We start from the raw sequence: 24,153 nt of genomic DNA, 5'->3' as shown, positions 1-24,153 counted from the left end.
CTATCCACGACCGCCTCGTTTGGGTGGCAACGCGGTAGTAAGCCAGTGATCACACTGTTTGATCATCTCTTCTCGGTCAAAATGGCTCTCTTTTTGATACAAGGCTTCTAACCACTGACTCTGATTGCTGCTAAATATGGCACTGCTAACTTGAGAATCTAAGAACTGCAACCATTTGTCTCCAGATAAATGAGCAACACGGGAGCGAGGGTAATAGCTTAAAACCGCTTGGCGGACGATTTCCATGGCACCAGACGGTGTTAGGGTGCTTTTCTCTAAAGTAAGCAGGGCTAATGCTGCTTTTTTAGCTCGCAGTCGGTTTTTTCGCCAACGCCATGTCCCAACAATCACCAATATGAGTAATATGGCGGCGGCAAGTAGACTCCACCAACCCCATGCAACTGGCCAAAATGTGGGAGGCTCAGGTAAATGAATAGATTGAAGAGAAAGGGGATGACTTATATTTGTTGTTGTTTCTGTCATGACTGCGTCCCGGCAATTTGGTTAATAAGTGGCTCTGCACTTGATAGTGAATAGTATGGAATCGCCAATGATTGGCATAGAGATTTAATTTTCTGCTGTTCTATATGAAAAGCGCTTTCCAGTTGTTGTTTGGTTTTTTTATTGGAAAAGTTTAGCCAGATGCTCTGTTTTCCATTGGTTACTTTTTCTGTTCCTCTGAATGAGGTTTGCCCATGCTCTAGTGGATCAAAAAATTGAATCATTTGAACACGGTTGTGCTGCCTAAGCTTGGTTATAATGGCTCTGTCTCTCTGCTCATCAAAACGGGTAAAGTCACTACAAATAACGATTTCACTTCCTTTTGGGCACAGTCGATTTAAAGTATAAAGCCCATTTTGCAATGATTGCTCAGCACTATGTAATGCGTGGTTATACAATGCGCCATTATGCATTTCAATCAATTTACTTAGTAACTGTAATGGGCCTCGATTTCGTGAGGTGGGTTTTAGCTCAAATAACTCTGTACCGCTGTCTAACACGGCGCCTATACGATCTTTCTGTTCTACCGCTAACCAACTGATTAAACTGGCCATGTGTGCCATTTGAACCGACTTTAATAGGTATTGGGAGCCAAACCTCATGGTTCGACTGAAATCAAGGTAGAGCATGACGGGTTTTTCACGCTCTTCAGTAAATAATTTGGTGTGGGCTTTCCCGGTTCTTGCGGTTACTCGCCAGTCGATGGCGCGAATGTCGTCACCGGCTTGATATTTTCTCACCTCGGCAAAGTTCATTCCTCGTCCCTGTTGGCCACTCTGATGTTGACCGTTAAGTTGAGACCATAAACTTTTAGCGGGTGCAAGCCATCGAACCGTTTGACTCTTATAAGGCAAAAGCTCATCTAGACAGAGTGTCACGCCATTGGCGTTGCTAGGTAAATCGATCTTCATGACAGATTTATGCGCTACCCACGGTTGTGATCAGTTGAGAAATCACCTGATTCGGGTGGATATTTTCTGCCTGAGCCTGATAACTCAATAGCAGACGATGGCGAAGTACAGGAAAGGCCATTTTTTGGACATCATCAGGGGTAACATAGTCTCGACCCGCTAACCAGGCATGAGCCCTTGCACATCTATCTAACGCAATAGTGGCTCTTGGACTTACTCCCATCTCTAACCACTGTTCGAGCTGTGAAGAGTACTTAGCGGGTTGGCGTGTGGCCATGACCAGTCGCACTATATATTGTTCGATGCTTTCAGCCATATGAACAGACAGTACATGGTGACGAGCAGCGAAAATAACCGATTGATCAATTAACACAGGCTCAATATGTTCATTGCCAAGTGCTTCACCTCGGTTTAGGCGCAAAATCGCCAGTTCGCTGTCACTGTCGGGGTAGCTGACATCTAAATGAAGTAAAAAACGGTCCAATTGAGCTTCAGGAAGAGGGTAAGTTCCCTCTTGTTCTATAGGGTTCTGTGTCGCCATAACCAGAAACAGATCAGGCAGTGAGTAGGTTTTTCTTCCGGCAGTAATCTGTTTCTCTGCCATCGCTTCTAGCATTGCAGCTTGAACTTTGGCGGGTGCCCGGTTGATCTCGTCTGCCAGCAGCAGGTGATTAAAAATAGGACCAGCTTGGAAAGTAAAGTCCCCTTTCTCTGGCCTGAATATGTCCGTACCTGTTAAGTCTGCTGGAAGAAGATCCGGAGTAAACTGGATACGATGGAAATCTCCCTCAATGCATTCTGACAGTTTCTGTACTGCGCGAGTTTTCGCTAAACCGGGAGGGCCCTCTACCAAAATATGTCCATCGGCAAGCAAGGCAACAAGGAGTTGTTGTACCAATTCGCTCTGGCCGATGATCTGGGTATTAAGATAAGACTCAAGTTTTTGAAATAACGCTGCATGCATAAGTGAATGTCTCGGTAAATTTTTAATACTTGGTAAGTAAAGGCATAAAAAAGTTCAGTTATTTACAGATTATGAGGCTGATCATACAGTTATCAAGCAGTTTTTTTTAACAGATGTTATTGCGATGCATCGAGAGCCCCAAAGCAGAAACAAAATGGCATGTATGGCTGGTAAGCGTCTTCTGGCTTGTGTGTGAAGAGATAAACCGAGAGTAGAATCAAACCTTGTAAGTAGGTACACTTTAGTCAGATAACTATTGAAGTGGTACCAGAATGAGTGATTTTGAAAAAGAGTTAGAAAAAATGTCCCAAGAATCCAATGATGAGCCGGAAGTCAAACTTCCCTCAATGGAAGAGCAGAAAGCCGTGGTTGAAAAGCTAAAGAAACTGGAAGCTGAGGGAAAACTGACACCAGAAGCATTAGAAGAACATTTTGGAAAGTTTTATCAGAAAACAGAAAATCCAATTCACTGATGTGCTAGCTGTTTTTATCGGTATTTATGCTGGTAATAGCCAAAAGGTGACGACTATTTCTACCAAACCCCATTTAGCGATAAATGGGGTTTTTAATAATCTATTGATGGAAGTCTGTGATTTTTCTATCTAATATGTGTATTGTTTCTTAATGTGAGAGTGATTATCAATAATCAATGTCTCACTTTACAAAAGAACACTAAACTTAGTAGAAAGAACTGCTTGAATTTTTATCTTATTAACGCATTCTAATTATTAAGGACTATTATAAATAATGTTGATGCTATTCCTTGATAGAATTTAACGATCTAGATTTATCACCGTTACAGGTCAGAAGAGGTTGAAATGGAGTTGTTTGCTGATCTTCGTGATCCCAAAAGAACAGATGAAACAGAAGAAAAAAACATACTGCACGAGAATCCATGGCGAGTATTGCTAGTAGACGATGATGAGCAGATGCATCAAATTACTCGTATTGCACTGAGTGGTTTTGAGTTTCAAGAGCGACATTTAGAGCTTATTTCTGCGTTTTCTGCAGAGCAGGCGAAGGTGATACTTCAAGATAACGATGATATTGCCATTGCGTTAATAGACGTAGTGATGGAAACCGAACACGCTGGTCTAGATTTGGTTAAATACATTCGTACAGAGCAGGATAACCGTCTTATCCGTTTGGTATTAAGAACGGGACAAGCAGGACAGGCACCTGAAGATGTCGTCATTAAAGAGTATGAAATTGATGACTACAAAGAAAAGACCGAACTGACCACGCAAAAGCTTCGTACCTTGCTCTATTCAATGCTGCGCTCTTATCGAGATCTCTGCTTAATTGAAGAGCAGAAAGAGGGGTTAAGCCGAGTAATTACCGCTTCTGCGAACGTACAAAATACCAATACGTTAAAAACCTATGCGACAACCGTTTTGCATCAATTAACCTCTTTATTAAAGTTAGATGCTTCCGCTTTTTATTGCTTGGTTCAACCTAGTTCGGATGGTGAAGATACTCGTGCCTTAACGCTTGCAGCAACTGGGGACTATGTTAATTTTTATCCTGAGTGCTCATTTGAATTGTTGCCTGATGAAGTCGCAAAACGTTGTTTAGAAACGATCAATTTTGGTGCGTCATTAAGTTATAAAGATGCTTATGTGTTTTTTGCGACTGATGATAGAGGGGTGAACAGTATCCTCTATATCAATTTAAACACAGAGCTGTCGGAGTTAGACAAGCAACTGCTTGAGATATACATGCAGAATATCTGTCTGACGTTTGAAAATATTAACCTAATGGTGGATTTGCAAGACACCTCGAAAGAGTTGGTTTACAACCTTGCCAATGCGGTTGAAGCTCGCAGTAAAGAGACCGGTGCGCATGTACAACGTGTTTCTTTGATTAGTGAGCGGTTAGGGCAGTTGTATGGCTTGCCTGACAACGAGACTCGACTCATTAAGCATGCATCTCCACTGCATGATGTGGGTAAAGTGGCCATTCCTGATAGCATTCTTCATAAGCCCGGAAAACTGAGCAGTGAAGAGTGGGAGATTATGAAGAAGCACGTTGACTATGGCGTTGAGATTCTGAGTAACTCTAAACGTCGGTTAATCTTGGTCGCTAAAGAAATTGCAGGTTATCACCATGAGAAATGGGACGGTAGTGGTTACCCTAATGGCTTGTCAGGTACAGATATTCCAGTCGCAGGACGATTAACCGCGGTTGCGGATGTATTCGATGCATTGGGTTCAAAACGCAGCTACAAAGAACCGTGGCCGGATGAAAAAATTAAGCAAGAGTTTGTCTCGCAACGAGGTAAGCATTTTGAGCCTAAAATGGTGGACTTGATTTTAGATAACTGGGAAGAGTTCTTAGATATTAGAGAGAAGTTCCCAGATTAAGTCACAATGAAAGTGATAGAGACGAAAAGGAGGTAAACACGGTTTACCTCCTTTTTTCTTATCTAACTTTCTTCTTATCTGAAATGGCAGCCGTTATTAACCGCTGCCATTAACCATGTTGTTGGCCTGAAACATCTTCTAATTCTTCAAGCTCTTTTTCGACCGTAAGAGGCAATTGGCTTGGTAACCAGAACTTAAAGTGCACACCTTGCCCGGGCTCTGAATCGAACTCTAAATGGCCTTCCAGCTTGTGCTGAATAAGATTAAACACCAGATTCAAACCTAACCCAGAACCGCCTTTGCCTCGCTTGCTAGTGAAGAAAGGTTCGAATATTTTTTGATGCAGGTGCTTTTCTATGCCGCTGCCGTTATCACGATATTCAAATACCACTTTGTCCCCTTCTTCTGTGAAATTAATAACAATTTCTGGGGCAGTTTGGTTGGTAAAGGCGTGATTGACACTATTAAGAACCAAGTTTGATATGACCTGCGTTAACACACCTGGCAGACTGTTCATGGAGATATTAGTGTCGCCAACTAAGCGTGGTTCCACAGGAATCTTGCGAGTTTCAGGATGCAGACTGGCAATAAGAGAATCCAATACTTGGTAAACCTTAAAGATACTGCGACTTTCTGATACTTGGTCTACCGCCGTTTGCTTAAAGTCGCGAATTAGTTTGGCACCTCTATTCAAATTGGTTTCTAACATATCGGTGCTTTCATTCATTCGCTCCATGAGGTTGGAGAACTGACTTGTGGTGAGTGTTTGTTGAGCAAATGCATTATTGAGTTCTGCGATAATCTCTTTAATGATAGACGCGGCAGTAACGGAAATACCTAATGGCGTATTGACTTCGTGAGCAACACCAGAGACCAGCCCGCCTAAAGCCGCCAGTTTTTCTGACTCAATCAGTTGTTGCTGCGTTTTTTGTAGCCTATGCATGCTGGTTTCAAGATCTTGAGTACGCTCTATGACTTTGCCTTCTAGGGTATTATTCAGCTCTTCTAGCTCAATTTGAGCTTGCTGAAGTACGGTGATGTCGATGGCCGTCCCTCTGAAGTTGGTAAACTCTCCATCTTTATAGTTGGCATTGGCTTGGAAAAGTAAGTAGTGAGTGATTCCGTCTATCACTACGGTTTCCTGACAAAATGAGAAACTTTGCTTCTGGGCTATTTTATCTAGCAGTTGCTCGGCATTTTTTAACGCCGGTAGATCACGAAAATGCAGTTGAATATTTTCATTAATATCCAAAGCGTCGATCATTTCTGATGATGCGTAAATGAGAATGTCGTTCTCATCTGTTTCCCATAGCCAGTCGGAGGCGACATTAGCAAAATCTGAAAAACGTTCTTGCTCGTACTTAATGTTGTTATAAAGAAGCGTCAGCCTAGACGTGATCTTGTTGGTCTCATTACCTAACTGATTTAATTCATCATTATGTTGCGTGACAACTTTAGTGGAAGGCAATTTGAGAGGCTTACTTGGGTGCCGTGGATTGTAGCGTCTCAGATATTGAGCAATAGAAAAAATTCGTCGATTAATGCTGATGTGGATCACCATCAATATAACTAAACAGACAATGATGGTTTTGAAGGCATTGATGATCAAAGTGATGACAAATTGGCGAATCAGGTAGTCGTAAATTTCTTGCTGATCAGATTCAACGCGCAACGTGCCCAGTATCTCGGGTTCTTCATTGTACGAAGACTGGTAAACAATGAGGTACTCATCGGTTAAAGCATTGTCTTTTACTGGGCTGCCTGCGTAAAAAAGCTCGCTTGCGGAGCGGACTTCAAGATAGTTAATGCGAGGCAGGTTTATTAAGCCTTCAAGCTTTTGTTGCAGTAGTTTTAAGTCGAACTCCCACAGGGATGCAGCCAATAAGGGGACATGGATGGTCTCTATCTCTTTGTGACGATTTTCTACGTCACTGACTTCACGTTTATAATCCCATACCAGTTGAAGTGTTGTCGCTGTTAACGTCACCGTACCACTTATCAACACCATTATTAGAATAATACGTTTACCAATGCGGCTTCTAATTGGGTTGCTGATGTTGTTTGCCATGGCTTTTACTGTATTCATACCTGACCTTAAAAATTCACACTTCTGTCAGTATAGTTGCCCTTGACCCTTTTGGTGAATCAGACAAATCGCATAACGTGACCTTGCTAAGGTTCGTAATTGATATTTTTCAGTTCATATACTCAAGTGACCTCAACACGCCCATTTCTGCGTCAGAAATCTTGAAAGGAAATGCCATGCCTTCAATTATCTTTCTTGAACTGAACTTGTTGATGTTGCTCTGAATCCTGCACCTTGAGGTCACTTGAGTATACAAATAATGGCCATTGAAATGGTGGCTTGAGGCAACCTTAGAAAGAAGGTGAGTGGTTCTATTATTTCCTTTGAACGGTTCAACCAATGTTGCTCTGAATACGGTGTCTAGAAGGGGTTTTAGATTATAAGCCACATAATTATGTTTAGAACTGCTATTAGCTTAACGTTATAGATATTTGTTTTACCTATTCAAAGATTAAATTGTTATATTTTGTGCAGGAATCAATCTAGTAATTTCAGAACATACTCTACTGTTTGAAAGTGTGCAGCACTTTTAACGTTAGAGTTATCGATAATGCCGTTTTATGATAAATCCAGCTATACCACTTGAGTCCATAGAGGCTTGGCAAAATCTTTTTTCACGTTTTCAGCGACTTATTGGTTGCCGGTTTGTGTTATGCCAATTTGAAAAAAATGCTGAGCGTTTTTTGCCAATAGTGACTTCTGATAAATCCATAGATCTCAACTCACTGAATGAACAGTGGCAACCGTTTTGCTCTCGTGTGATGGAAAATGGAGCGTTAACTCGTGAGCTTTTAACGTCTGACCATCTGATTAATGACGATAGCAAAGAGCCGACACAGCAAAGTCCGAAGAAGGGCATTGAAGTGGTTGGGCTACCTATTTGTTGGCTGAGTAAAAAGCGCTTTGGCTGTTTAGTTGTATTGCCAAAAGATGAGCCGTTAAGTGACGATGATGGTCTCTTACTGGATAGCGTGGTGAGTCATATCGAGAAAGATTTGATCGCACTCTATCAAAAGGCGCAGCTCACTCACCAAGCTGAGTTGGCCGCTGCGGGGGCGAACTTTGAAGCGCCTGATTTCCAAATGTTTATTGATAGCTTTAAAGATCATCTTTGGGTTAAAGATATGAACGGCGTGTACACTTTTTGCAATAAAGAAGTGGAAGCCGCATGGCACTCCAGAATATCGCAAATTATTGGTTACACCGATGGGGAAATATTCGATAAGGAGTTAACCGAGAAGTTCCTGATTACCGATAAAAAGGTAGTAGAAGAAGGGACTCAAATGGTTGTGGAAGAGTACTCAAATGTATCTGACCCTGAAAATAAAACTTGGTTAGAAACCATTAAAGCGCCGATTGTCGATAATGTGGGTCAAACCGTGGGCATTATCGGTATGACACGAAATGTAACCAATCGAAAAGTGATTGAAGATCAACTGATGATTGCTGGGACGGTATTTGAGAACTCAGTAGAAGGTGTCATTATCTCTGATCGCAATGGCAATATCGCTTATGTAAACAAAGCTTTTTGTGAAATTACCGGTTACTCAGAAGTGGAAGCAGTAGGTCGTAATCCTCGCTTTCTTAAATCAGGCCGTCATGATGGTGATTTTTACCGAGAGATGTGGAACTCACTTGTGATGAATGGCAAGTGGCAGGGAGAGCTGTGGAATAGACGAAAAGATGGCGCTATTTATCCAGAGCTCTCGACCATTAGTGTTGTCTACGATGAGAACAATGAAATTTGTAACTTTGTTGGGGTGTTCGCGGATATCTCTTTGATCAAGAAGAGTGAAGCCGAATTGACACACATGGCTTACCACGACCCATTAACGGATCTACCCAATCGGTTAAAACTGTCTACGCAGATTGAGCAAGAAATTCAGCATGTTGAGCGAAATTCTGGTCAATTTGCCACTATATTCATCGATATTGATCATTTTAAACACATTAATGATAGCTATGGCCACTTAATTGGTGATGAGGTGCTTTGTGAAATTGCCTCCCGATTGAAGAAGAACTTACGCGCAGAAGATACCATCGCCCGTATTGGTGGTGATGAATTTGTGGTGTTACTTACTGGCGTTTCTGATCCTAATGCTGTTGCCTTAGTTGTTAGCAAATTGATGAAGATCTTTGATATGCCAATCGTGCTTTCTAACGGAGAGCAACTGAGGTTTACCGGCAGTATGGGAATCGCTCTTTATCCTCAAGATGGCGCGGACAGTGGCACGCTATTACGAAATGCTGATGTGGCCATGTATCGAGCAAAGCATGATGGTCGCAATAATTTTGCCTTTTATACCGAGTCGCTTACCAAAGAGTCGGAGGTGCACTTAAAGTTGCAAAGTGCCATGCATGGGGCTTTGGAAAATGATGGCTTTCAACTGGTGTATCAACCGCAGTTCAATATGGCTTCCGGAAAATTAATTGGTTTTGAGTCACTTATTCGTTGGAAGCATCCAACTTTGGGAGAGGTTTCTCCTTTGGCGTTTATTCCGGTAGCGGAAAAAGCGGGGTTAATACATGACATTGGTCGCTGGGTACTTGAGACCGCATGCAGACAAGGTGTTGAGTGGCTAGAACAAGGTTATGACTTCGGGCGGATCGCGGTTAATGTCGCTGGACCGCAGCTGCAAAAAGAGTCATTTGTTGAACAGGTTATTTCGGTTGTCACTGAGACGGGCTTGCCTACCCACCGTTTAGAGTTGGAAGTGACGGAAGGGTTTATGATGAGTAAGCCTGAACGTTCGATAAAGTATTTGAAGGCGTTACGCCGGTTTGGAATTGAGCTTTCTATGGATGACTTTGGTACGGGCTACTCGTCATTAAGTTATCTTCAACAACTGCCATTAAACAAAATTAAAATTGATCAATCCTTTGTGAATGACCTGCCTCATGATAGTAATGGTATTGCGATTACTGACGCTATTATTGCCATGGGTAATGCTTTGTCTTTAAAAGTGATTGCAGAAGGTGTCGAGACAAAAGAGCAGGTGGATTTTTTAATTCAGCGTGGCTGCTTGCAAGGACAGGGATATTACTACAGTAAACCTCTTGCGGCGGAGCAGCTAACGGAATTGCTGGAAACGACAAGAAAATAACCGCCAGTGTGAACTGAGCAAGTAAGCGAGTCATAGATTTGCATGTAGCAAAGTATGATCTCAATGAGAAACGAACAAGGAAGTATGATGATTAAAGAAAACAGTTATTTTGATGGTGGAGTAAAATCTCTTGGCTTTAACCAGCAAGATGGTGACAGCAGCGTGGGTGTGATGGCTGTGGGTACTTATACCTTTGGCACACAGGCCGCGGAAAAGATGACGGTGGTTAAAGGGGCATTAACCATTAAGCGTGAAGATGATAGCGAGTGGGTACAGTTTAAAGCGGGTGAAGCATTTGATGTCAAAGCTAACTCATCATTTGATGTCAAAGTGGACGTTGCTACTGCCTATTTATGTGAGTACCTAGGGTCGGTTGATCTTTAAAGTACAAGTGATGTTCAATCTACAAGCGTTTTGAGCAAGGCATGAGGAGAGTCGCATAGTACTACTTCAGCCCTTTTATTCTAAAGCCGATGAGTAAAAAATGAGCCTGTTTGCGGGGAGGCTAAAACAGGCTCTAATGTGCTTCAATCAATGTGGTTAGTTTTTCGAGTTATTCTCGAAAGGGACTCCCAAGTGGTACAGAAACAAAGACTCAGTGGCAGTGGTTTTGTGTAAATAGATGGCTTTAGATGGCTTCGCCATTCACAGTAACCGCGACGTCTATATTGCCACGCGTAGCATTTGAGTAAGGGCAAACCTTATGAGCAACACGAACAAGTTCTAACGCGTTATCTTGCGGAAGATCTAAGCTTACCGCTAGCTCGACACTCAGTTCGAAACCCCCTTCTGCATTTGGTCCAATGCCAACTTCGGCACTAACAGGCGCTTGAGCAATTTTAACTTTTGCTTCTTTAGCGACATGTAAAATCGCATTAGAGAAACACGCGGCATATCCTGCTGCAAAAAGTTGTTCTGGGTTTGTTGCAGTGCCTGACCCCCCCATCTCTTTTGGATAGCTTAGATCGACATTTAGCAATCCGTCTTCAGTTGCTACGTTACCGTTTCGGCCAGCGAGTGCCGTTGCTTTTGTTTTATATAAAGTTGTCATTGTATGCTCCAGTTATTTAAGTTGTGCGCAATTAGATTGTTTGCAATTATATGTCGAACTTTATTCGTAATGCAAGTATATTGTGCGCAATATATTTATGAGGCAGTAAAATGACATCATGTAATTCTGAGCAAGATGCAGAAAAACTCACCTTAGACAACCAAGTATGTTTTCCTCTCTATAGCGCAGCTAATGCGGTAATTAGGGCTTACAGGCCATTTTTGCAACAACTGGATTTAACCTATTCTCAATATTTAGTAATGATGGTGTTATGGCAAACTAATGGTATTAACGTCAAAACCCTAGGTGAGAAATTGTATTTAGATTCAGGCACGTTAACGCCTCTCTTAAAAAGACTAGAGAGCAAATCTCTGGTGGAGCGAAAGCGGAGCCTAGAGGATGAACGAGTGAGAATGCTCTACTTAACAGAAAAAGGGGCACAGTTAAAGGAACAAGCCATGGCGATTCCAGAGGGTATGTTTTGTAAAATTGGCTTGCCACTGGATGACCTTATTCAGTTGAAGACGCTGTGTGAAAAGGTGCTTTCTCGCTTAGACTAATGTAACTTTAACTTGGGATGAGGAAGTCAATCTAACTTTTAAATTCAATAGGTTATAAGTTGACGAGGCGCGGTTAGGTGCTAAAAGCAGCTATGCTGAGAGGCTTAAATATCTCGAGTTGAGGTTAATGAATAAAATTAATGGATTAATAGATGAATACAGTACAGTTAGGTGACAAAAGAGTTAAGCCATCAAAAATCGTCTGTGTAGGACGAAACTACATTGAGCATATTGAAGAGTTAGGTAACGCCATGCCAGAACAGATGGTGGTGTTTAATAAACCCAATTCAGCCATCAGTAACCGGTTATACGCATTCTCTCAAGAGCCTCTCCATTATGAATCAGAGATCTGCTTCTTAGTTCGACGCAAAAAATTGGCGGCGGTAGGGTTTGGTTTAGACTTAACTAAGCGTGAGTTACAGTCTCAGTTGAAAAACAGAGGGCTTCCATGGGAGCGGGCAAAAGCGTTTGATCACTCTGCGGTATTCAGCCGGTTTGTTCCTTTAGACGGTGTAGACATTGATTGCTTATCTATCGAACTGTTTATTAACGGTGTGAGGATTCAAAGTGGTCATGTGAACCAGATGCTTTACTCACCTAGAACTATTTTGCAAGAGCTGAGCGGTTATACAACATTAGAGACTAGCGACATAATCATGACTGGAACGCCAAAAGGGGTCGGTGTCGTTAGAGCGGGAGATGTGTTTACCGGACGAATAAAATGTGAAGAGCGCACCATTGTCGAAGCGGAATGGTTGGCTGAGTAAGTCAGTATTTAGAAGGTGCGACTCCATACGCATTTTTGAACGCTCGGTTAAAATGACTCTGGTCATAAAAGCCAACGTTGGTCGCGATGTTGGCGATGTGTTCATCTGATTTTCTTAGCATTCTACAGGCGTACTCTAAGCGTAATTGTGTCAACCAAGCATGCGGCGTAATGCCGATGGTTTTTTCAAATCGACGCAAGAGCTGGTAGCGGCTTAAACCTGAGATGCTGCCAAGTTGAGCTAAAGTGATTTTGTCGGCCATATGTTCACGGCAATACTCATTAATCCAATCCCAGTGTTTACCGGATAAACCGCCCTTTATTTCAGGGGCTTTACTCTGGTTGAGTTGTGAGAGAATAGGGTGCAGAACTTTTAACCAGTTTTCTTCAACGGATAATGACGACAGCTCTCCCGTTCCTTTGATTAATGAGAATAAATGGCTGAGCTGTTTTGACAGTATTGCGTCGTCTAACATTGCCCCTGCAAAGGAGACAGAACGATGGCGATCGAAAATATCCAAAAAATGCTCATCGAGCATATCTTGAGTTATTCGAAAAGTATTGAGCCGATAGTATGGGTCTTGATAAGCCGAGCCATCATGTATCTCCCCTGGCGGCATGATTGATACTCTTCCTGGGCCAAGAAGTACTTGTTGGCCATTAAACTTTTGTTGTTGCACGCCACTAACGACCAGCCCGATATGAAAGTCGATGTGGTAGTGAGGCTCAAACCTGTAATCGATATAAATACCTTCACTCAGTGTTAAATCCGCAGAGTCGGCAACACGGTGATATTGGACCTTATCTTTTATACTCAAGTGATCTCCAGATGTAGGATTTAGAGCAACCTCAGTACTACCTTGATCGCCTTTAACCTTATTAAAATCAACACAATAGATTTATCTCCAATGTATGATTTTGCTTTGTTGCCTATCTAAAACGGCAGTACTGAGTAACCTATGCATTTCATTATATGAAAACATAGGTTATTTTGACTTTCTTATCCAGAGCGAAGGCTATGGAGTAAACTCAGCCACTTTCTGGATAAAGTAGTCTACTTGCTCTGGTTTGGTTGAGAAATTCGTTACTAGCCTAACAACCCCTTCTTCCCAGCGGTCATGATAAAACTTGGCTTCGAGGTCGACGAGATATTCAATGAGCTCGGGTGACATTTTGCAGAAAATAATGTTGGTTTCTGTTGCTGAAATCAGTTCAACTTTACCCGTGCGCTCTAGGCCATGGCTTAGCTTCTGAGCCATAGCATTGGCATGCCTGGCATGGTTTAGCCACAAATCATCGTTAAGATACGCGTGTAACTGGCAGGAAAATAGACGCATCTTAGACAGTAAATGTCCGGCTCTTTTACGGCGAAACGCCAGTTCTTTTGCGTGTTTTTTGTTAAATAACACGATGGCATCTACGCCAAGGGTACCATTTTTTGTTGCACCAAAAGAGAGAACGTCCACACCTGCTTTCCATGTCATTTCCGCTGGCGTGCAGTTGAGTTTGACCAGAGCGTTAGCAAAGCGCGCCCCGTCCATATGAAACCCTAAATTATTGGAGTGACAAATGTCGCCAATATGGCGGATTTCGTCTAACGAATAGCAGTTTCCAGCTTCAGTCGCTTGAGTAATACTGACCACAGAGGGCTGAACGGTATGCACATCACCAACTTTAGCTGCCGCCATTTTCGCCAGCAAGCTTGCGTCCATTTTACTGTTTGTTCCGTCGACTTGTATTATCTTGCTGCCATCAGTAAAAAATTCTGGAGCGCCACATTCGTCATTGTTTATATGACTGTCTGGGTGGCAGAGGATCGCTCCCCACGGTGGTGTTAAGCATGCTAAGCTCAGCGCATTAGCTGCGGTTCCGGTCGGTACAAGAAATACCTCTAGATCGGTTTCAAAAACAGTCTTAAGCTGCTCCGTTACTTGCTGAGTTAACGCGTCGTTGCCATATGGCGCTAGCGCTTCTGTACTGTTTTCAATGATTGCAGCGAGTATTTCTGGTGATGTTCCAGCAATATTATCACTAGTGAAGTTAACTTCTACGCGATTGGAAGGTGTATTAGTCATGATGTTCAGTTCTTAAGACAAGGTAGAAAGGCTCTACTATGCCTCATTCGTTTGCCTTAGCATTGTAAAATATTGCAGTTTTTGTCGTTCGATTTAATTTATTTATACTCAAGATAGTGCTGAGACGTTTTTAATCCAATTGCTGTCTACGGCTATGAGCGTAAATGTTTGCGGCTATTATTTTCTAATTTGCTAAATAACAAAGATAAAATAAAGCAAAGAACAAAATAAGATAATCCAACAATAAGCCATATCTCAAAAATTAGCCCTGATGAATTTGCCATTTCAGTCCCCACAAACGTTAACTCTTGTATTGATATCAGTGAGACAATGGAAGAGTCTTTAATGAGTGAAATAGCCTGACCAGCTAAAGGAGGAGTAATTGCTGTGATCACTTGCGGAGCGACCACATAACGGTATTTCGACCAAATAGAGAGGCCAAGAGCGTCAGCTGCTTCCCACTGTCCTCTTTCAACGCCTTCTAGTCCAGCTCTAACGACTTCTGCAATGTAAGCTGCTGATAGCAACCCTACACATAAGATACCGGATAATAAGTTTTCCCAAAGATAGGCTTCACCAAATAACCAAGACTGTATTAGGTTTATATCCCCATTATGTTCTCTCAATAACGGCTCTAAACCGAGTAACGGAATAAGCTGATTAGAGATAAAGAAATAGAAGATAAACACGAATACCAAGGGCGGTATGTTCCGTATTAACTGAATATACGCAGTAGCGGGTGCCTTGAGTAGCCAGTGGTTGGTATGACGAGCAACACCCAGTAATACCCCTAGAATCATGGCAAACAGCATTCCCCAAACGCTCAGCCGAATGGTAGAGAGTAATCCTTGGAAAAAATAGGGTAGGCTACCATCTGCTCTAGGAGTAAAGATAAGCGACAGTGCGTTAGCCCAGTCCCAGTGATAGTTGATATCAGCAGATGAGCGATGATAAATCCAAGCAAACGCCAAGGCAACAATGGCTAAAAGTAGATAATCGAGGGTATTCAATTTCAACTTTTTAGCTACTTTGGTGCCTTTTCTCCCAGAAATAGGTAAGGGATTACTTTTTATTATCATCGCAACTACTTCGCCTTATCGACCTTGAGCTACTTGGTTTTGCCAATCAAGGGTGGCAAACCAGTATTCGTAACGCTCTGCTAACCAGCCATCGTCAGTACGAGCTTTTATCCATTTGTTAAAGAATTCGGCTTTATCTTCTTCACCTAAACGAACGGCAAAAGCTTCGTTTCCTCGTGACAATCTCTCTTTAAATGGCAAAAACAGCACATCTGCGTGTTTAATTGCTTCATGTTCCGGTTTTGGACTGGATGCAATAACCGCATGAGCGTTGCCATTAAGTACTTCTTGAAAGGCTTGTGCGTCATCGTCAAATTGTAAGATTTTAGCTTTAGGAAAGGTTTCACGTGCAACTTGCACGGTAAAAGCGCCTCGGCGAGCGGCAATTTTTACGCGTCGTGAATTGAAATCGCTAAATTGACTAAATCCATCCGCCAGTTTTTTGTTTGCAGCGACTTGCACACCAGAGTGAGAATAAGGGCTGCTAAACAACACGCTTTTTGCACGCTCTTCAGTGACAGACATGCCGCCAATGATCACATCAAACTTCTTCGCTAAAAGGGCGGGAATAATACCGTCCCAAGCGGTAGGTACAAACTCTACCTTCCAGCCTGAATCTTCCGCTAACTTTTTAGCAACATCAATTTCAAAGCCAATCAGTTCACCTTGTTTGTCTCTCATTGCCCAAGGAACAAATGTGGACATTCCTACTCGTAAAGTGCCTCGCTTATCGATACTGTCTACATTTGGACTGTTCGCCAATACGGTAAATGAGGTTAGTATGCCTAATAATATGGCTATCCCTGTTTTGATCGTTTTCACTCTCTTCTCTCCATATAGTTTTTCTCTCGACTCACGGTACTAGCGGCTGCGCCACTGAGAGCCTAGTTTGTGCTCCATATAAGCCGCTAACCCTGATAGTGAAAGGGTTAGTAGCAAATAAATTGCCGCTACAGTGAACCATATTTCGAATGGCATAGCGGTTTCAGAGACGATATTTCGTCCCTCTGTCGTTAAATCAAATATCGCCATAACGCTCACGATAGACGAGTTTTTTACCAGCGATACGGCTTCATTAGTAAGAGGGGGCAGCGTTTTCTGAATAACCTGCGGCAAAATAATGTCGCGGTAAGTAAAGAAGCGAGAAAGCCCCAGTGTACTTGCCGCTTCAAACTGCCCCTTATCAATGCTGTTTAAGCCTGCCCGAAAGACTTCCGCGGTATAGGCTCCCTGAAAAATAGCCAAAGCCAATACTGCCGTTGCGAAACGGTCTAGCCCTATCACGGGGCCAAATACGAAATAAAGGAGGTATATTTGAACCAACAAAGGCGTATTGCGAATGATCTCGATATAGCTACGGGCTAGAAAGCGGCCAACAATCGAGTTAGACAACCTAAGCAGCGCGGTAATCAAGCCTAAAATTAATGTGGCCGCAAGGCTTAACATGGAGATCTTAATTGTTACTAGAAGCCCTTCTAATAATTCTGCCGGCCACCACTGTTGGTCTTCATAGAACCATAAGTAATCGGGAATACGATGCCATTGCCAACGATATCCCATTGCGTCTGCGCCACTGTCCAGCAACCAGCTGAGCCCTGCGAGCAATAACAGTATTTGCACGATAGCAGAAAGCGTGGGCTTGATAATAGTTGTCAGCATTAATGGCTCAGAATTTGTTTTAAGAAGGCTTGTGTGCGTTGATTTTGAGGTGATGAAAATAGTGTTTCTGGTGGTGCAACCTCAATGATTTCTCCTTCATCCATAAAAACAACGCGATCGGCGACTTTTTTAGCAAACCCCATTTCATGAGTCACACACACCATGGTCATACCATCTTGAGCCAATTCAACCATCACATCCAGTACTTCATTAATCATCTCAGGATCCAGTGCGGATGTTGGTTCATCAAACAGCATAATACTAGGCATCATACACAGTGAACGTGCTATCGCGACTCGCTGCTGTTGGCCGCCAGATAATTGCACAGGGAACTTTTCCGCTTGATCAGCAATATGAACCCGATTTAAAAAATGGAGTGCGCGCTCTTCAGCTTGTTGTTTTGACAGCTTCAACGTTCTCATTGGAGCAAGCGTGAGATTCTGTAAAACAGTGAGGTGCGGGAAAAGGTTGAAGTGTTGAAAAACCATACCGACTTTGCCCTGTTGTTGAGACAAATTTTGTTTTTCAAGAACCGTCAGTTTACCTGAGTTAATTGCTTCTAACCCATTGATACAACGAATTAATGTGGATTTCCCCGAGCCTGATGGGCCGCAGATAACCAAGATCTCGCCTTCATGAACAGATAACTTAATATCCGATAAAGCCTGAAAGTTATCAAACCACTTGTCTACATTCTCAAACTCAATGGCCAATGATTGGTTTTGGGTCAAAACTAACTCATTCTTTTTTGTATTTATTGCTAAGTATATACATAAATTTAACCAAAATGCAGAATTCACCTTAAATTCATGCAGTTTATAGTCATAAGAAAAAACAACTGTAAAATATATTTTACAAAGCGTGAAAAGTGTAAAAATAGCATTAATATTGAATTTTGTGCAAAAAACTGGTTGAAGTTCTCATTTTTAATAGATAAGTTACATGAATGATGAAATTAAAGGCCCTGCATACCGATAGATTACTTACTAGTGATAAATCGAGTATAGCGTGAGTACGATGTAATACAGGAAGAAGTGCAGTTATGTATCAAACTGATGATGTAAGAATTAATAGAGTTAAAGAGTTACTCCCGCCGGTGGCCGTTTTGGAAAAGTATGCCGCGACAGAAACCGCAGCCTCAACCACTTACCAAGCTCGAAAGGCGATTCATAATATTTTGCAAGACAAAGATGATCGTTTGCTCGTTGTTATTGGACCCTGTTCCATTCATGATCCTGAGGCAGCGTTGGAGTATGGAAAGAAGTTAAAAGTATTAAGAGATGAACTGGGTGATCGCCTAGAAATTGTCATGCGAGTCTACTTTGAAAAACCACGTACGACCGTTGGTTGGAAAGGGCTGATAAATGACCCGTATATGAACGACACCTACAAATTGAATGATGGCTTGAGAATTGGTCGTAAGCTTTTGTTGGACTTGACGGATATGGGAATGCCAACCGCCAGTGAGTTCTTAGATATGATTACCCCTCAGTATGTGGCGGACTTAATTAGCTGGGGAGCGATCGGTGCGCGAACTACGGAATCTCAGGTGCATCGTGAATTGTCTTCTGGCTTATCTTGTCCTGTAGGCTTTAAAAACGGAACGGATGGCAACATCAAAATCGCCACAGATGCAATCCGTAGTGCCAGCGCCTCACACCACTTTTTATCGGTCACTAAGTATGGGCACTCTGCGATTGTAGAAACAGGCGGAAACCCTGATTGCCATATTATTCTGCGGGGCGGTAAAGAGCCAAATTATAGTGCAGAGCATGTCGCAACGATTAAGTCTCAGTTAGAAGCGTCAGGTTTAGGCCAAAAAGTGATGATCGATTTTAGCCACGCAAACAGTGCTAAAGACTATCGTCGCCAAATGGTGGTGTCGGATGATGTTTGCCAACAGATCTCGTCAGGTGACAGCGCAATATTTGGTGTGATGATTGAGTCGCATCTTGTTGAAGGTAGACAAGATTTGGTGGACGGCAAAGCTGCTTGCTACGGCCAGTCTATTACCGACGCTTGTATTGGTTGGGGTGATACAGAAAAAGTATTGCGTCAATTAGCCGATGCGGTCTCTGCCCGTCGTGCTTAATTCATAATAAAAACCTTCTTTACGAACTGACCCCCAATAGTTGGCCACTCCAATTATTGGGGGTCTTTTTTATATCTCTCAGCATCTTTAAAATGTTATTTATCTAAGTCATCCCTATAAAAATACAGTACTTATTGCTGACTGTAATTTAATATTAACTAATATAATTAGTTATCATAATTGCCATGTTAATAGTTGAATATGATATTCAATTATTAATTATTAATATTGAATACTGTTCTCTCAAAAATATTATATTAAGGGGTATTTATGAGAGTATGGTTATATTCAGCAGCGTTATCTTTAGTGTCGTTAGTAGGCTGCGGTGGTGGTGGTGATGGCGGTAGCGGTAGCGGTAGTGATAGCGGAAATTCAGGAGCCCGTGTAGTCAAAAATGGTGTTTATACGAGTGATGTGGATAATACGGTAATGCTTATTGATGCTGAGAGAAAAGATTGGCCAGCGGTACTGTATGACAATGCAAACAAAGAACTATATCTTGTAGAGAAAGGGACGGCATCTGCTGACCGCTATATTGGAGAAGGGTTATACTACACTAATCAGACTGGACAACTTAAATACGACGCAACAAAAAAAATGGAGGCCCGTTTTAACAATAACCAAGTCACTGTTGCGGGAACAAATATTTCGGGTCAAATCTTAACCTTCTTTATGAGCAAGAACCAAGCACCTTTCACTGTGTCCTATATGTATGGAAAGTCTATAAACATCAGCGAATCTGGCAACACTAAATCATGGGATTTTGAAGAAGATGGACAATTTACTATTACCGATAGTAATAATTGTATTTTTAATGGACAATTAACAGATAATGGATACTACTCTAGTGCAACTAATGTTGTTGTTAGCAATTGTAATGATCCAGATTATGATGCAAATAATTATAAAGTGATCATCTTTCCTTTTACTCGAGGGAATAGTCCCTTTTACTTTTATCTAGCCTTGAGAGAAAATCCTGATGGTTCTTTATTCTTTGTGAGAAGTTATTATTTCCCGAAAGTATAAATTAGAAGTATTACCTATCACTCGAATTAAAAAGCTACCTTTAGGGTAGCTTTTTAATGAGTTGTTTTCTGTCTTAAATAGTATTTGATTGTCTGATATTTATTATGCAATATGATGCCCTAAATAATAAAAATAAGAGTATTGCATGTTTTCAATAACGATAGATAAAGAGATAAAGTTGGCGCTAGTTGAGCCTTCATTTGCCTGCCAATATACCAAGCTTGTTGCTGATGATATTGAGTATTTAAGTGAATGGCTGCAGTGGCCGCCACACTGCCAAACTGAAGAGGACTTTAGAGGTTTTGTCAGCCGTTCTTTACATGACTATGCCGACGGTAAAAGCATCACCTGTGCCATGATGTATTGTGACGAGGTTGTCGGGAACATCAGTTTTAATTCAATCCGCAAAGATGTTCAATCGGTAGAGATCGGTTACTGGATAGCATCCAAATACCAAGGGAAGGGTATTGTTTCTCGATCGGTTTCAGCATTGATAGATATGGCCTTTCAACAGTTAGCAATGGAAAAAGTGCAGATATCGGCTGCTGAAGGAAATAAAGCCAGCCGTGCTGTCTGTGAACGATTAGGGCTGCGTCTAGAAGGTACAATAACCAACGCGGAAAACTTACATGGTCGTATTGTGGACCATACCATTTACGCGATGCACAAAAAGAATTGGCTAGAGCACAAACGGTGAGCATTGCCCCAAGGTGTTTAATATAGTGAGTGAGGCAGGGGAAACTACAGCGTGCAAGCCAATACGCAGGATGTCATCTGCCTCTCCTCCCTAAGCCTACGCGTTAATAAATTGTTATAAGGGGGATTTCGGCTAATCGTTAAGCGAGTAGATTGAGTTTATGCTTAGGTAATAAGGATAGACAATGAATCATCGACAATCTGCACAGCAACATTTTGATCAGAGCTCACAAAATATTGTGGTAGGGGATAGCCAATCTTGCCCACTTCCTATCGAGCAGCTAATTAATATCACTGAAGCCTCACCCTATGTTAAACACGTTTATACTCACGGGCTTACCGCAGAAATCTTCCATTTAAGTATTGATGGCAACGAATTTACATTAAAGAAGAAGCGTGCTGAATCTAAGGTTTTGAATGTTGACGGAAAATACTCTTTCCTGAATGAAGTTCAACGCCGTAACGACTTCGAACGTTTGAAGCGTCAATCTAATCAGTTTGTTCATATTGTTGACACTATTTACGCCAACTATCGGCAAGGGATTATTTTATCTCCGTGGATAGAAGGAGAGGAGATATCTTCACTTAACCAAAACACTATCGCTCAACTGTTTACTACTTTGCTGGCATGTGAGCAGCAAGGGCTGTTTGAATGGGATTTGTGTGCGGGCAATATTCTTGTTGATCGCAGTGGAGATATTAAGTTGTTTGATTTTGGCTATATGTACCGTTTTGATCCTCTGCATGAGATAAATAGCAACGGTTTAGCTGATCCAATTTTTCATTTGTTAGAACGGTTCGAAACTCGATTTCTGTTTGGTTGGTTGCTCACTCAGCCTATAAGTGAACAGCAACAGAAAATGATCTATCAAATGGTAAAAGAGCAAGCGAGCATGGTTTATGAACAAAAGTTGGCATGGCTTAAAAACAATCACGCTGATCGAGACGTGGTACAGCATGCTGAGATGATCTATTTACAGTGTAAAGAGACACTAAGTAGTGAGCAGCAGCGAGACAAATGGTTTCTATTGGACTCTTTTCGTTCTCATGTACTGGATATCGAAGATGACCTGCATGGAAAAAGTTGTACTTCGTTGACGCTAAGGAGAATAGATGTAGTCGAACAGTTGTTAGCGAATCATTTTGAACTACTTAGTCACAACGGTGCGTTTTTCTATGGTAACCGTAATAAGAGTGCTGAGACTCTATTGAATGATTATCGGCAAAAAAGAGAGCTAGCTCGTCAATATTGTTTGTAAATCTATATTGCTTGCAAATCTATATCGCTTGTAAACCAATAGCCAGTGAATGATGGCCAATAAGCTCTGGCTTTGGTGCGACTTTTGACATTTTTTAGGCAAAAAAAGCAGGTAAAAGTGGGACCTTTTACCTGCAAAAAAGACAATACACTCAACACGATCTTACTAAATTTGATTTGATGAGCTTGCTATTACACCAATGCTTCTTCTTTTGGTGTGGCACAAGCGACTTTCTTAAACTCTCTCGCGAAGTAAACGAGCGCATCTTTATCTTTGTTGACCACAATATTGTCAACTTCGACAAAGAACACACTGTGCGTTCCTACTTCAGAGATATCGGCTACTCGGCCTTCTAAGCTTGCTAGGCAGCCCGATAATACAGGCACTCCGTGCAGATTTTTTTGCCATACCGGATTGGCAAAGCGCTCTTCCATCGTCATATCTGTCATACCAGCAAAGTCTAACGATAATTGTTGGTGCTCTGCTGCGCAGACATTAATGCACACCTGCTTGTTGGATTTAATGAGTTCATTTGATGCGCTGTTGCGATTCACGCACACCATGATAGTAGCCGGTGTATCAGTGACTGAACATACTGCTGTTGCCGTTAATCCTACTGTCCCAGCATCGCCACCCGTGGTCACAATATTTACTGCAGCCGCTAGATTTGACATTGCATCTCGAAATAGTGGTTGATTAGACATCCTTATCCGTCCCTTCATGGTTAATGTGATGTTAATTTTCTGTGCTAAGTCAATAAATGAAAATAGACGAAATCAGCTAAAGCTTGCACTTTTCATAGAATTTGTTGTGGGTATTCACTACTAAGAGCTTAGTGTTTTCAGGGTTTGTAGTGTTTTTTTTGATCATGGGTTGGACAAAAAGAAAAAACTGGCCGTCGCTATATTAAATAATGAAATGTGATCAAATGCGCATATTTGTTAACAAAAATTCAATATTAATCCAAAATAAATTCTTTGTTAATCATTGGGTTAAGTAAAAAATGTAGCGAGAATGGGGTAAATGTTGACTAAAATTGTCTAGTAATTAGTTAAGATGTTAATTAAGATGTTTAATATGTTAACTAATATGCGCCGATTTTATCGTCGTAACAAGAATAAGAATATTGGCAAAGGAAGGTCAAACTATGCTTACTCAAGAGCAGATTCAGAAAGCCGCAGAAAAATTGTATACAGCAGAGAAAGAGCGCTACCAAATACCTGCCCTGACCCTTGAACACCCAGATATGACCATGGAAGATGCATACGCTATCCAGAGTGAGTGGGTGGAAAGAAAGAAGAGTGAAGGTGCTAAAGTTCGAGGATATAAAATTGGCTTGACCTCTAGAGCCATGCAGATGGCGGTTAATATTGACCAACCAGATTATGGCGTATTGCTGGATGATATGTTTTTTGAAGATGGTGCTCAAATTCCAGTTGGTGACTTTCTTGATCCCCGTATTGAAGTTGAACTCGCCTTTGTTCTTAAATCGCCGCTAAAAGGCGAAAACGTCACGATCTTCGACGTTCTAAATGCCACGGATTACATCATCCCTTCTTTAGAGCTTATTGCTGCCCGCTGCCACCGTACTGACCCTGAATCCGGCTATACCCGTAAGGTTTATGACACCATTGCAGACAACGCTGCTAACGCCGGCATTATCGTAGGCGGACGCCCTATTAAACCGATGGATTTTGATATGCGTTGGGCTGGCGCCATGTTGTACCTAAATGGTCAGATTGAAGAGACAGGTTTAGCAGCAGGTGTGCTAGGTAACCCTGCAAATGGTATCTGCTGGGTCTGTAAGCGTTTTGCTCCCCATGATATCGGCCTAGAACCGGGTCAAGTCATTCTGTCTGGCTCATTTACCCGCCCAGTACCTGTGAAAGCAGGAGACACCATCCATGCTGATTTTGGTCCGCTTGGTGGCATTTCCGTTAAGTTTGTCTAGGTAGGTAAAG

At 41.9% G+C, this 24,153-nt stretch carries 23 protein-coding genes; 11 read left to right on the top strand and 12 right to left on the bottom strand.

Features of this window, described 5'->3' with window-relative positions:
• The 3 genes from CHJ_RS17050 to CHJ_RS17040 are packed head-to-tail and all read right to left on the bottom strand — an operon-like array spanning position 1 to position 2,376.
• Positions 1-483, bottom strand: coding sequence for a DUF4381 domain-containing protein (locus tag CHJ_RS17050; RefSeq protein ID WP_171754420.1), 483 nt, complete (start codon positions 481-483; stop codon positions 1-3).
• Positions 480-1,412 carry a DUF58 domain-containing protein gene (locus CHJ_RS17045; RefSeq protein WP_171754419.1) on the bottom strand — a complete coding sequence of 311 codons (933 nt, stop codon included), beginning with the start codon at positions 1,410-1,412 and terminating at the stop codon, positions 480-482. The genes CHJ_RS17050 and CHJ_RS17045 overlap by 4 nt, the downstream gene beginning before the upstream one ends.
• 7 nt (positions 1,413-1,419) lie before the next feature.
• Positions 1,420-2,376, bottom strand: a complete 957-nt coding sequence (locus CHJ_RS17040) for an AAA family ATPase (RefSeq protein ID WP_317918394.1) — start codon at positions 2,374-2,376, stop codon at positions 1,420-1,422.
• A 272-nt stretch (positions 2,377-2,648) separates the two neighbouring features.
• Between CHJ_RS17040 and CHJ_RS17035 the strand changes: the two genes are divergently transcribed.
• Positions 2,649-2,849, top strand: coding sequence for a restriction endonuclease subunit S (locus CHJ_RS17035; RefSeq protein ID WP_171754417.1), 201 nt, complete (start codon positions 2,649-2,651; stop codon positions 2,847-2,849).
• 345 nt (positions 2,850-3,194) lie between these two features.
• On the top strand, positions 3,195-4,739 hold the full coding sequence (locus CHJ_RS17030; RefSeq protein ID WP_317918393.1) for a DUF3369 domain-containing protein: 1,545 nt from the start codon (positions 3,195-3,197) through the stop codon (positions 4,737-4,739).
• Positions 4,740-4,848: 109 nt separating this feature from the next.
• Here the strand turns inward: CHJ_RS17030 and CHJ_RS17025 are convergent, their stop codons facing one another.
• Positions 4,849-6,825, bottom strand: a complete 1,977-nt coding sequence (locus tag CHJ_RS17025) for an ATP-binding protein (RefSeq protein ID WP_171754415.1) — start codon at positions 6,823-6,825, stop codon at positions 4,849-4,851.
• A 560-nt stretch (positions 6,826-7,385) separates the two neighbouring features.
• Between CHJ_RS17025 and CHJ_RS17020 the strand changes: the two genes are divergently transcribed.
• On the top strand, positions 7,386-9,929 hold the full coding sequence (locus tag CHJ_RS17020) for a putative bifunctional diguanylate cyclase/phosphodiesterase (protein ID WP_317918392.1): 2,544 nt from the start codon (positions 7,386-7,388) through the stop codon (positions 9,927-9,929).
• Positions 9,930-10,016: 87 nt separating this feature from the next.
• Positions 10,017-10,313 (top strand): pyrimidine/purine nucleoside phosphorylase, encoded by a 297-nt coding sequence (locus CHJ_RS17015; RefSeq protein WP_171754440.1) that lies wholly within the window; start codon positions 10,017-10,019, stop codon positions 10,311-10,313.
• Positions 10,314-10,557: 244 nt separating this feature from the next.
• Here CHJ_RS17015 and CHJ_RS17010 read toward each other — a convergent pair whose 3' ends face one another.
• Entirely contained in the window at positions 10,558-10,980 is a 423-nt protein-coding gene (locus tag CHJ_RS17010) for an organic hydroperoxide resistance protein (protein WP_171754413.1), read from the bottom strand.
• 110 nt (positions 10,981-11,090) lie between these two features.
• Here CHJ_RS17010 and CHJ_RS17005 point away from each other — a divergent pair, with 110 nt between their 5' ends.
• The gene (locus CHJ_RS17005; RefSeq protein WP_317918391.1) at positions 11,091-11,540 is read left to right on the top strand and encodes a MarR family winged helix-turn-helix transcriptional regulator; all 450 of its coding nucleotides are present in this window, start codon (positions 11,091-11,093) and stop codon (positions 11,538-11,540) included.
• 152 nt (positions 11,541-11,692) lie between these two features.
• Entirely contained in the window at positions 11,693-12,307 is a 615-nt protein-coding gene (locus CHJ_RS17000; RefSeq protein WP_171754411.1) for a fumarylacetoacetate hydrolase family protein, read from the top strand.
• A 1-nt stretch (position 12,308) separates the two neighbouring features.
• Here CHJ_RS17000 and CHJ_RS16995 read toward each other — a convergent pair whose 3' ends face one another.
• From CHJ_RS16995 to CHJ_RS16970, 6 genes are all read right to left on the bottom strand, one after another.
• Positions 12,309-13,124: an AraC family transcriptional regulator gene (locus CHJ_RS16995; protein WP_317918390.1), complete on the bottom strand. Its 816-nt coding sequence runs from the start codon at positions 13,122-13,124 to the stop codon at positions 12,309-12,311.
• A gap of 198 nt (positions 13,125-13,322) precedes the next feature.
• Positions 13,323-14,381 carry a threonine aldolase family protein gene (locus tag CHJ_RS16990; RefSeq protein ID WP_317918389.1) on the bottom strand — a complete coding sequence of 353 codons (1,059 nt, stop codon included), beginning with the start codon at positions 14,379-14,381 and terminating at the stop codon, positions 13,323-13,325.
• 152 nt (positions 14,382-14,533) lie between these two features.
• Positions 14,534-15,460 (bottom strand): amino acid ABC transporter permease, encoded by a 927-nt coding sequence (locus tag CHJ_RS16985; protein ID WP_317918388.1) that lies wholly within the window; start codon positions 15,458-15,460, stop codon positions 14,534-14,536.
• A 15-nt stretch (positions 15,461-15,475) separates the two neighbouring features.
• Positions 15,476-16,282: a transporter substrate-binding domain-containing protein gene (locus tag CHJ_RS16980; RefSeq protein WP_317918387.1), complete on the bottom strand. Its 807-nt coding sequence runs from the start codon at positions 16,280-16,282 to the stop codon at positions 15,476-15,478.
• A gap of 39 nt (positions 16,283-16,321) precedes the next feature.
• Positions 16,322-17,119, bottom strand: coding sequence for an amino acid ABC transporter permease (locus tag CHJ_RS16975; RefSeq protein WP_317918386.1), 798 nt, complete (start codon positions 17,117-17,119; stop codon positions 16,322-16,324).
• A complete protein-coding gene (locus CHJ_RS16970; RefSeq protein WP_301338372.1) occupies positions 17,119-17,850 on the bottom strand; it encodes an amino acid ABC transporter ATP-binding protein in 732 nt (243 codons plus the stop codon). Before CHJ_RS16970 ends, CHJ_RS16975 begins: the two co-directional genes overlap by 1 nt.
• Before the next feature lie 311 nt (positions 17,851-18,161).
• On the opposite strand from CHJ_RS16970, the gene aroG reads away from it, so the two are divergent.
• The 4 genes from aroG to CHJ_RS16950 all read left to right on the top strand — a co-directional run bounded on the left by aroG (position 18,162) and on the right by CHJ_RS16950 (position 22,192).
• Complete coding sequence (gene aroG, locus CHJ_RS16965) at positions 18,162-19,211, top strand: 3-deoxy-7-phosphoheptulonate synthase AroG (RefSeq protein WP_171754406.1); 1,050 nt, start codon at positions 18,162-18,164, stop codon at positions 19,209-19,211.
• A gap of 270 nt (positions 19,212-19,481) precedes the next feature.
• Positions 19,482-20,237, top strand: coding sequence for a hypothetical protein (locus CHJ_RS16960; RefSeq protein WP_317918385.1), 756 nt, complete (start codon positions 19,482-19,484; stop codon positions 20,235-20,237).
• 145 nt (positions 20,238-20,382) lie between these two features.
• Positions 20,383-20,934 carry a GNAT family N-acetyltransferase gene (locus CHJ_RS16955; protein ID WP_317918384.1) on the top strand — a complete coding sequence of 184 codons (552 nt, stop codon included), beginning with the start codon at positions 20,383-20,385 and terminating at the stop codon, positions 20,932-20,934.
• A gap of 184 nt (positions 20,935-21,118) precedes the next feature.
• Positions 21,119-22,192, top strand: a complete 1,074-nt coding sequence (locus CHJ_RS16950; protein WP_317918383.1) for an AarF/UbiB family protein — start codon at positions 21,119-21,121, stop codon at positions 22,190-22,192.
• A 191-nt stretch (positions 22,193-22,383) separates the two neighbouring features.
• On the opposite strand, the gene hpaC is transcribed toward CHJ_RS16950, so the two are convergent.
• On the bottom strand, positions 22,384-22,896 hold the full coding sequence (gene hpaC, locus CHJ_RS16945; RefSeq protein ID WP_317918382.1) for a 4-hydroxyphenylacetate 3-monooxygenase, reductase component: 513 nt from the start codon (positions 22,894-22,896) through the stop codon (positions 22,384-22,386).
• A 443-nt stretch (positions 22,897-23,339) separates the two neighbouring features.
• On the opposite strand from hpaC, the gene hpaH reads away from it, so the two are divergent.
• A complete protein-coding gene (gene hpaH / locus CHJ_RS16940) occupies positions 23,340-24,143 on the top strand; it encodes a 2-oxo-hept-4-ene-1,7-dioate hydratase (RefSeq protein ID WP_171754401.1) in 804 nt (267 codons plus the stop codon).
• The last annotated feature ends 10 nt before the right edge of the window (positions 24,144-24,153 follow it).

The sequence above is a fragment of the Vibrio sp. MACH09 genome, from assembly GCF_033238805.1.
Classification (GTDB): domain Bacteria; phylum Pseudomonadota; class Gammaproteobacteria; order Enterobacterales; family Vibrionaceae; genus Vibrio.
Note: the sequence above shows the minus strand (reverse complement) of the source record. Positions and strands in the feature narration are given on the sequence as shown.

Coding starts and splice junctions, on each gene's coding strand:
- CHJ_RS17040 (WP_317918394.1), bottom strand. CDS start 2,376: ATGCATGCAGCGTTATTTCAAAAACTTGAGTCTTATCTTAATACCCAG.
- CHJ_RS16950 (WP_317918383.1), top strand. CDS start 21,119: ATGAATCATCGACAATCTGCACAGCAACATTTTGATCAGAGCTCACAA.
- CHJ_RS17000 (WP_171754411.1), top strand. CDS start 11,693: ATGAATACAGTACAGTTAGGTGACAAAAGAGTTAAGCCATCAAAAATC.
- CHJ_RS17015 (WP_171754440.1), top strand. CDS start 10,017: ATGATTAAAGAAAACAGTTATTTTGATGGTGGAGTAAAATCTCTTGGC.
- CHJ_RS17025 (WP_171754415.1), bottom strand. CDS start 6,825: ATGAATACAGTAAAAGCCATGGCAAACAACATCAGCAACCCAATTAGA.
- hpaC (WP_317918382.1), bottom strand. CDS start 22,896: ATGTCTAATCAACCACTATTTCGAGATGCAATGTCAAATCTAGCGGCT.
- CHJ_RS17020 (WP_317918392.1), top strand. CDS start 7,386: ATGATAAATCCAGCTATACCACTTGAGTCCATAGAGGCTTGGCAAAAT.
- CHJ_RS17010 (WP_171754413.1), bottom strand. CDS start 10,980: ATGACAACTTTATATAAAACAAAAGCAACGGCACTCGCTGGCCGAAAC.
- aroG (WP_171754406.1), top strand. CDS start 18,162: ATGTATCAAACTGATGATGTAAGAATTAATAGAGTTAAAGAGTTACTC.
- CHJ_RS16960 (WP_317918385.1), top strand. CDS start 19,482: ATGAGAGTATGGTTATATTCAGCAGCGTTATCTTTAGTGTCGTTAGTA.
- CHJ_RS16990 (WP_317918389.1), bottom strand. CDS start 14,381: ATGACTAATACACCTTCCAATCGCGTAGAAGTTAACTTCACTAGTGAT.
- CHJ_RS17050 (WP_171754420.1), bottom strand. CDS start 483: ATGACAGAAACAACAACAAATATAAGTCATCCCCTTTCTCTTCAATCT.
- CHJ_RS16985 (WP_317918388.1), bottom strand. CDS start 15,460: ATGATAATAAAAAGTAATCCCTTACCTATTTCTGGGAGAAAAGGCACC.
- hpaH (WP_171754401.1), top strand. CDS start 23,340: ATGCTTACTCAAGAGCAGATTCAGAAAGCCGCAGAAAAATTGTATACA.
- CHJ_RS17035 (WP_171754417.1), top strand. CDS start 2,649: ATGAGTGATTTTGAAAAAGAGTTAGAAAAAATGTCCCAAGAATCCAAT.
- CHJ_RS16955 (WP_317918384.1), top strand. CDS start 20,383: ATGTTTTCAATAACGATAGATAAAGAGATAAAGTTGGCGCTAGTTGAG.
- CHJ_RS17030 (WP_317918393.1), top strand. CDS start 3,195: ATGGAGTTGTTTGCTGATCTTCGTGATCCCAAAAGAACAGATGAAACA.
- CHJ_RS17045 (WP_171754419.1), bottom strand. CDS start 1,412: ATGAAGATCGATTTACCTAGCAACGCCAATGGCGTGACACTCTGTCTA.
- CHJ_RS16975 (WP_317918386.1), bottom strand. CDS start 17,119: ATGCTGACAACTATTATCAAGCCCACGCTTTCTGCTATCGTGCAAATA.
- CHJ_RS17005 (WP_317918391.1), top strand. CDS start 11,091: ATGACATCATGTAATTCTGAGCAAGATGCAGAAAAACTCACCTTAGAC.